This window comes from uncultured Methanobrevibacter sp. (genome assembly GCF_902784195.1).
Taxonomy (GTDB): Archaea; Methanobacteriota; Methanobacteria; order Methanobacteriales; family Methanobacteriaceae; genus Methanobrevibacter.
The window spans coordinates 22739-29913 of sequence record NZ_CACZTX010000013.1; the positions used below are offsets into that span (position 1 = coordinate 22739).

A 7175-nucleotide genomic window follows, 5' to 3' on the forward strand; every position below is an offset into this window, starting at 1 on the left:
TATGATTAAAACTGATGTATTAGTTATTGGTGCTGGACCTGCTGGTTCCACTGCAGCAAGATTTGCTGCAAAAGGTGGGGCAAAAGTAATTCTCATGGATAAGAAATCTGAAATCGGTGCTCCTAAAAGATGTGCAGAAGGTGTTTCCAAAAGAACCTTTGAAATCTTAGAGCTTGAAGCTGACCCTCATTGGATTACCCAAGAAATCGAAGGTATCAGATTAATCGCTCCAGATGGAACTGATGTTTGGTTAACTAACGATGTAGTTGAATTGCCTGAAGCGGGTTACATCTTGGAAAGAAAAGTTTTCGATAAGCATTTGGCTATGGAAGCTGGTAGAGCAGGGGCAGAAATCAGAATCAAAACCCAAGCAAAAGGTCTTAAGAAAGAGGAAGATGGATCCTACACTGTAACTTGTGAATGCATGGGTGAAGTTTACGACATTAACGCTAAAATCCTTATCGGTGCAGATGGTCCTGAATCCCACGTAGCTAAATGGGCTGGATTAAAGGCTATCACCAAACCTAAACACATGGAAGCTGGTGTACAGTTTGAAATGTGTAATGCTAAAATGGAAAGAAACGATGTTCTTGAGTTCTACTTCGGTAGCGTAGCACCTGGTGGTTACTTCTGGTTATTCCCTAAAGGTGACGATATCGTAAATGCAGGACTTGCTATCATTCCTGAAATGGCTGAAAAATCCGCTTATGAATACTTAGTTGATGCTGTAAACAACTGTTACGCACTTAAGGATGCTCAACCTGTTGAATTGAATGTAGGTGGGGATCCTGTTGGTGGTCTTGTAAAGGAAATGTACAATGACAACATTATGCTTTGTGGAGATGCCGCAAGTCAAGTTAACCCATTAACCGGTGGAGGAATCACCAGCGGTATTACTGGTGGTAAATTAGCAGGACAAACCGCTGCTGAAGCTATTGCTGCAGGAGACTGCTCCAAAGAATTCCTTAAAAAATATGCTGATTTGGTTGATGAAGCTATGGGTCACGATATGGACAAATACACCAAAGCTTGTGATTACTTATGGTCTTTAAATGATGATGACTTAAACAGCATTGCAAAAGCTTTCCAAGACATTGAATTTGAAACTCTTGGAACCACTGAACTTGTAAAGGCTTTAATTAAAGTTCAACCAAGTGCAGCATTAAAATTACGTAAATTATTCTTATAGACCAGCTTTTCTAGGCCTTTGGCCTGAAAACCTGGACCAAAATTCTTTCCAATTTTTGGGAAGAATTTGACTATTTTTTCTTTTTTATTTTTTTTTAATAATTTTAATAATCTTATTTTACTCTTTTTCTAATAATTTTCCTTTATTTTAATTAAATTAATGTAAAAAGTTATATATTGCTTAAAATATAGTAAATATTAATATAAATTTTAAACATAGAATATTTATCAAATATTTTTTAAATTAAGAAATGGAAAATATTTTATTAATTCAATAATAGGTTATTCGTGATAATATGATTTTAGTTACTGGTGGAGCAGGATATATAGGTTCTCATATTAATAAATTACTTAATAACTCAGGTTATGAAACAGTCATATTGGATAATTTGTCCAAAGGTCATAAATCTGCAGTAAAATGGGGGGAATTAGTTAATGCGGATTTAAGTGATAGTGATAAATTAAGAGAAATTTTTCAAAACCATGATATTGAAGCAGTAATGCACTTTGCAGCATTTTCATCTGTAGCGGAATCTGTTGAGGAACCTGAAAAGTATTTCAAGAACAATTATGAAAACACCTTGAATTTGCTTAAAGTAATGAAGGAATTCAGAGTAAGAAAATTTATCTTCTCATCAACAGCCGCATTGTATGGTATTCCAAAATCAATTCCTATCAGTGAAGATAGTGAGTTGAAGCCAATCAACCCTTATGGGGAATCAAAACTAATGGTTGAAAACCTGTTGAAGGATGAATCTGATTTTGGTGGCTTGAAATATGTGTCATTAAGATATTTCAATGCAGCAGGTGCAGACTTGGATTGTGAAATTGGTGAAGACCATGATCCTGAATCCCATCTAATTCCTTTGGTATTGGATGCTGCTCTTGGAAGAAGGAACAGCATTTCCATTTTCGGGGATGATTACAGTACTCCTGATGGTACTTGCATTAGGGATTATATTCATGTAAATGACTTGGCTGATGCTCATTTGAAAGCATTGCAGTATTTAGAGGACCCATTCCATGACAGCAATATTTTCAATTTGGGAAATGGTAATGGATTTTCAGTGCGTGAAGTTGTTGACACTTGCAAAAAGGTCACTGGAATAGACTTTGATGTAAAGATTGAAGGAAGACGTCCAGGTGATCCGGATATTTTAATAGCTGATTCCAAAAAGGCAGAAGAGATTTTAGGATGGAAACCGCAAATTACTGAATTGGAAGACATTGTCGAATCTGCTTGGAATTGGCATAAAAAGATTCATAGTTAAAATATGATAGTTTTTTTTCTTAAAGGCTAAGAAATTTATGTTTAAGGGTGATTTCTTTATGGTGGAGTGTTAAAATGGATAATGACTTTGAAGAAAATAATTATGGATTTAACGATTTTGAAGATAATTACTCAAATGAATTAAATGCAGAAGAATTGGTTGATGTTAGGATAATCCTAACCAATTTGGATTATTTGGAATTCCTTTCCAAGGCTGTAAGCAATTTTGACTTATCCAATTTTAATGTGAATATCTCCTCTATTATTCCTACAAAAGACATCGGAATAGCTAAAAATACTGTAATTGGTGCAGATTTGATTTTAATCGCATCTGAAAACAATGCAGAAAGCCATAGATTATATCAAAACTTCAAGAAATCATTGAAGAATGAGTTTAATTACATTGAATACTTGAAACTTCCTTCACTTGATGAATTGAATGGCTATGATTATGATGATTATGATGATAATCTCATGGAGGATGAAATAGCAAATTCAATTATTCGTGGAGGATTATACAGCATTTCCAATCTATCTTCAATCAATGATTCAAAAAGAAAGTATTCTGAACTTAAAAAAGATTTCGAAGAGGAATCATTGAAATATGATAAGATAACTAGAGAAAATGACCTTTTAGTTAAAGAATCCAAATCATTGAGAGAGAAAAATGAAAAGGCATTGGAGGAAGTAAAAATACTTCAAAGGCAATTGGATCAAATCAAGTCAGACTTCTCAGATTTAAAATCAAGATTTGAGGGAATCCATAGCAAGAACTCATTGGAAGTCTATTCATTAAATGAATTGTGGTATGATCTTTTTGGAGAATACTTGTCTCAGGATGTTTATAAGTTTATTTTAATCAGCACAGACAATTTCCGTCCTAAAAACCTTATGATCGGTCAAGGAGCCATTTGTGCGAAGTCTAAGGAAGATGCATTGGATTGGTTGAAGATCATTAAGACTGCATTTATCTTGGCTGATACAAATAAGCAGGATTTGGATTACAATAATTTCAAAAGCAATTTCAAGTTTGATGACATTGATGAGTTCTCTTCAAGCTCTTCATTTTCCACATCTGGATTTGAGACATTAGAAGAGAATGACATTTTCAATACTCCAAAAGATGATGGATTTATCTATAATGAAAGATTTGAAGGAAATTCCAATATAGAAAATGATTCTACTGATTCCATCATTGATGATGATTTGTTTAGCAATGCTTTCATTGATGAGTCCAAAAAGGAAGACATAAATGTTTTCAATCTCAAGTCTCTTAAAGCAATTGAGGATGAAGAGGATGACTCAAGTGAAAATCCAAGTTATAACAACAGTGAAGAAGATTATGATTATGATGATGAAGATAATGTAGATGATGATGAAGAAGAAATCTACAATGCTTTTTCAAACCTTTGGGGATAGATAATCACTTATTTTAATTTTCTTTTTTTCACTATTTTTACTATTTTTTTATCTAATTTTTTTAATTATTTTTAAAAGATTTCAAATTTTTTCCCATCTATTTTTTACTAAATTTTTTTCAAAAAGATTTATTATAAATATTAGAAAATTTATAAATAATTATATAATATTTTTTTAAGTTCAATTATAGTAAAAATATTATATTCATGATTTAAAATTATTATAAATTTTATGTCTTAATAGGGTAAGGAGATTAAATATTGAAAGATAAGTGTGGTATTGTAGGAATACATTCTAAGGACAATCTTAAGGATGTTTCTCACTTGATTTATTACGGTTTATATGCTTTACAGCATAGAGGACAGGAATCTGCAGGTATAGCTACTCATAACATCAATTATGGTTTGAATTTTTATTGTGGAATGGGTCTGGTAACTGATGTTTTCAACAATGCTTTAATCAAAAGCTTAGCTGGAAATGTAGGAATTGGACATGTAAGGTACTCCACAACTGGACAATCAAAAATAGAAAATTCACAGCCATTCTTCACTGAATTGGATGATGGATTCATCGCTATGGCTCATAACGGTGATATTGTAAATTCAGGTTCCTTAAGAGAGGAATTGATTAAGAAAGGTTATGAATTCAAATCTGACACTGATTCTGAAGTTGTTTGTTACTTGATTAAGGAAGAGGCTAAGACTGAAAAGGATTTCCTTAAGGTAATCGATACAGTTTCTCAAAAATTAATAGGTTCATATTCCTTGGTTATTCTAATCAATGATGAATTGTATGTTTTAAGAGATCCTATGGCTATGAAACCTTTAGTCTTAGGCGAAACAGATGACCATTTTGTAGTTGCATCTGAAACTGTTGCTTTTGATGTGATTGATGCAAGGCTTATCCGTGACTTGGAACCAGGTGAATTGATTTACTTCAAGGACAATAAGGTCAACTCCTATATCTTGCCATCTGCAAAAGGTTCCAAAAAGGCACATTGCATGTTCGAATATGTTTACTTTGCCCGTCCTGATAGCGTAATAGATGAGAGAAGCGTTTACAATACAAGACTTAGAATCGGTGAAGCATTGTATAAGGAATACCCTATTGATGCAGATTTGGTATTGCCTGTTCCGGATTCATCAATCCCTGCAGCTATTGGTTATGCAAGGGCTTCAGGCATTCCATACGGTGAAGGTTTAATCAAAAACAGGTATGTTGGAAGAACTTTCATTATGCCAACACAAGAAGAGCGTGAAATTGCTGTAAGACTTAAATTAAACCCATTAAGACATGAACTTGAAGGAAAAAGTGTTGTTGTAATCGATGACAGTATCGTTAGAGGTACAACTTCCGAGTCCTTAGTAAGAATCCTTAAGGCAGCAGGCGCTAAGGAGGTCCATATGTTGATTGGATGTCCTCCTGTAATTGCACCATGTTTCTACGGTGTTGCTCTTGCTACTAAAGAGGAATTGATTGCAGCTAATTTGGAAATCGATGATATCAGAAAACAGTTAGGTGCAGAAACTTTAGGTTATATCAGCATTGAGTCTCTTATCGAAGCTATTGGCATCGACGGGGACAATTTATGCTTAGGCTGTATCAATGAAGATTATCCTACTGAGATTCCAGAGGATTTAGAAGCGGAATCTTACTACGATTATTATCAACCTTTAATGGATGCAGCTGAAGAAGATGAATAATATTTCATCTTTTTATTTTTTTAATTTCTATTTTTATATTTTTTTATTTTTATTTAATTTTTATGAAATTTTGTTTGATTTATTAATGAGTTGTTTTTATGGTGGAATTGTTAGCTCCTGCAGGAAATTTTATATCATTGACCAGTGCACTTAAAAACGGTGCAGATGCAGTTTATATTGGCCTTGAAGATATGAATATGAGGGTTAATGCAAGTAATTTCTCTCTTGAAGACATAAAAAAGGCAAGTGAAATGACAAGGGAGTATGGGGCGAAGCTATATGTCTGCACAAATACCATAATGAAAGACAAAGACATTGAAATGCTAAAGGAACAATTACCCTATATCAAGGAGTATGGTGCAGATGGAATCATTCTATCAGATATTTCATTAATAGATTTGGCAATTGAAAATGGCCTTGAAGCCCATATGAGCGTTCAGGAAAACACAACTAATTTTTATGCATTGAAGACACTGGAGAAATTAGGTGTTAAAAGAGCCATATTATCAAGGGAATTGTCTTTAGGTGAGATAAGTGAGATTGTTAAGAAACTTAAAGAAAGCAATTCCTCCATTGAAACGGAGGTATTCATTCATGGTGCAATGTGCATGGCAATATCAGGTAGATGCTTCTTGAGCTATGGATTGTATGGCAGAAGCGCTAATTGTGGAGATTGTCTCCAGCCTTGCAGAAAGGAATGGAAACTGAGTTTTGAGGAAGATGAAAATGATGATGTAATTAATTTTTCAGATTGTGATGATGAGTCATTCATAATCTCAAATTCCTATGATGATTCATATAGGACAAATTTCTTCTCTCCAAAGGATATGGCATTGATAGAACATATTCCAGAACTCATTGATGCTGGAATCGATTCATTTAAGATTGAAGGAAGGGCAAGATCTCCCGATTATGTTGCAACTGCAGTTAAGGTTTATAGGGAAGCCATTGACTTGTATCAAGAAGACCCAGAAAATTATCAATATGATCCTAAATGGATGGAAGAGCTTATGAGGGTATTCAATAGAGGTTACGATACTGGATTTTACTTCAATGTTCCATATGAAATCAGTGAAAACAATCAATCAGAATTCATTAAAAAGGATATTGGAAAGGTAGTGAATTATTATAATAAGATTAGGGTTGCAGAGCTAAAGATATGGGATGATTTGGCTATTGGTGATGAGATTATGGTTCAAGGGCCAACTACAGGTTCCATTACCCATGTAATCGACTCTATGCAAATTGATGGGAAAGCTATTGAAAAAGCAGAAAAAGGTTCTAATGTAGCAATAGCAATTGATAAGAAATTAAGAGAAAGCGATTTTGTTTATAAGTTAATCCCTAGAGAATAAATGAATGATTTAAATAAATTGATTCCTAGAGAATAATTATTATACTTACTGAAATTACGGATTATTTTAAAACTAATTTTTGGTGTAAAGATGAAAAGACAGAAGAAAATAGCTATTTATGGAAAAGGTGGTATTGGAAAAAGTACCACAGTAGCCAATATTGCCGCCGCATACAGCAGGGCAGGAAAGAAGGTCATGGTTATTGGATGCGATCCAAAGGCAGACACTACAAGGACTCTC

6 protein-coding genes are annotated in these 7175 nt (G+C 33.7%); all 6 read left to right on the plus strand.

Going from position 1 to position 7175, the window contains the following annotated elements:
* The first annotated feature begins 1 nt into the window (after position 1).
* The gene (locus QZU90_RS08950; RefSeq protein ID WP_295606158.1) at positions 2-1189 is read left to right on the plus strand and encodes an NAD(P)/FAD-dependent oxidoreductase; all 1188 of its coding nucleotides are present in this window, start codon (positions 2-4) and stop codon (positions 1187-1189) included.
* A 295-nt stretch (positions 1190-1484) separates the two neighbouring features.
* Complete coding sequence (gene galE, locus QZU90_RS08955) at positions 1485-2459, plus strand: UDP-glucose 4-epimerase GalE (RefSeq protein ID WP_296856752.1); 975 nt, start codon at positions 1485-1487, stop codon at positions 2457-2459.
* Between the two features lie 74 nt (positions 2460-2533).
* The gene (locus QZU90_RS08960) at positions 2534-3877 is read left to right on the plus strand and encodes a hypothetical protein (protein ID WP_296856754.1); all 1344 of its coding nucleotides are present in this window, start codon (positions 2534-2536) and stop codon (positions 3875-3877) included.
* A 260-nt stretch (positions 3878-4137) separates the two neighbouring features.
* Positions 4138-5580: an amidophosphoribosyltransferase gene (purF, locus tag QZU90_RS08965; RefSeq protein ID WP_295606172.1), complete on the plus strand. Its 1443-nt coding sequence runs from the start codon at positions 4138-4140 to the stop codon at positions 5578-5580.
* Positions 5581-5678: 98 nt separating this feature from the next.
* Positions 5679-6935, plus strand: coding sequence for a peptidase U32 family protein (locus tag QZU90_RS08970; RefSeq protein WP_296856756.1), 1257 nt, complete (start codon positions 5679-5681; stop codon positions 6933-6935).
* A 90-nt stretch (positions 6936-7025) separates the two neighbouring features.
* Positions 7026-7175: AAA family ATPase (locus tag QZU90_RS08975; RefSeq protein ID WP_296856760.1), on the plus strand; the 150-nt coding region annotated here is incomplete at its 3' end.

Excerpts from the sequence above, each read along its gene's own strand:
- QZU90_RS08950 (WP_295606158.1), top strand. The coding sequence starts at position 2 with ATGATTAAAACTGATGTATTAGTTATTGGTGCTGGACCTGCTGGTTCC.
- galE (WP_296856752.1), top strand. The coding sequence starts at position 1,485 with ATGATTTTAGTTACTGGTGGAGCAGGATATATAGGTTCTCATATTAAT.
- QZU90_RS08960 (WP_296856754.1), top strand. The coding sequence starts at position 2,534 with ATGGATAATGACTTTGAAGAAAATAATTATGGATTTAACGATTTTGAA.
- QZU90_RS08970 (WP_296856756.1), top strand. The coding sequence starts at position 5,679 with ATGGTGGAATTGTTAGCTCCTGCAGGAAATTTTATATCATTGACCAGT.